At 56.4% G+C, this 1,184-nt stretch carries 2 protein-coding genes; both read left to right on the top strand.

The features are described 5' to 3' along the window. Window positions 1-2 precede the first annotated feature (2 nt). Complete coding sequence (locus QSV46_RS39030) at window positions 3-230, top strand: DNA mobilization endonuclease VirD1/MobC family subunit (protein ID WP_314964001.1); 228 nt, start codon at window positions 3-5, stop codon at window positions 228-230. Window positions 231-254: 24 nt separating this feature from the next. Continuing rightward, window positions 255-1,184 (top strand): relaxase/mobilization nuclease domain-containing protein (locus QSV46_RS39025; protein ID WP_314964000.1); only part of this gene is annotated, 930 nt, incomplete at its 3' end.

The raw sequence follows: 1,184 nt of genomic DNA, 5'->3' as shown, positions 1-1,184 counted from the left end.
CGATCACCAGTCACATCGGCAACATTGCCCAAACACTCAGAGAATTGAGCCGAGTTGCTAACCGTGACGCCACCTTCGATATTGAAAGGTTTGAGAGGCATAGGCAACACGTTGGTCAGGAAGTTTCCGCGCTCGACGCCCTACTCCGCACAATATTGAACGTATCTCGACGGCGAGAGGACGGCCGTAGGCGATTACAGGAGGTCATGCAGGGGGGAGAGCGCTCTTGAAAACGACGTCATTGGACACCCAAAATGCCTCATCCTCAAGCAATCGTAAGAATTGTGCCACGAGGCGGCGCTCGGACCGCCCGGCAAATTCGAGATCAGCTGAACTACCTTTCGCGCAACGGAGCCGTTGATCTCCAACGTTCCGAACGTCATCAAGGCGTTTTTCTGCCGTACGACCGACTCGACGAGATTGCCCAAAGTTGGGCCGAGCAGACCGGTAACTATCAAGCCGGTCAGTCGGCCGCAGAAAGCAACCAGGACCTAACGACTCATATCATCGTCAGCTTCCCGCCCGGCACCGATACCAGCCGTGCGCACGCTGCCGGCCGTGCTTGGACCGAAACGATGTTCGGTTCAGGTTACAATGGCGGTTCATTCGACTACTTCACGGCGTTCCACGTCGATCGGCAGCATCCACACTTGCATGTAGTCGTTAATCGACGGGCACTGGAAGGCCACTGGCTGAAGATCGCGCGTCGCCATCCTCAACAGAACTACGACAATATGCGCGCCGTATTGGTTGATGCAGCCTATGATCATGGCATTGAATTGGATGCAACACGGCGTGCTGACCGAGGCATTATGGAGCGTCCGATTACTTATGCGGAATTCCGACGCAGGCAGAGGGTTAGAGAAGCCGTCGCAATTCGGCCGGAAGCTGAAGCCGATATTCCTGTTAGTTCCAGAGGTCACCCCGGACCGACAAACCTTGAATGCGACGGCAGGATACGAATGGCCGAAGCTCTTCAAGCAGCACGAAGTCCCGCAGTTGGTCGGGCAATCCAAACATCAAGAAGCACTGCGGAAATGGTCGACCGCGCGAATACGGGGGACATTGTTAGGGCAATCGAAGCACAAGGCACGAACCCCGGTCCATCAGATGTAGGTGGTTTTGAGCTCCAGCGCGAAACTCGACGGCGCCGCGGCCGCGAGCTCGAAGGCGACGACGTCCAG

Origin of the sequence: Bradyrhizobium cosmicum, from assembly GCF_032290525.1 — a bacterium.
GTDB lineage: Bacteria > Pseudomonadota > Alphaproteobacteria > Rhizobiales > Xanthobacteraceae > Bradyrhizobium > Bradyrhizobium cosmicum_A.
This window is presented reverse-complemented; position numbering and strand designations above follow the sequence as displayed.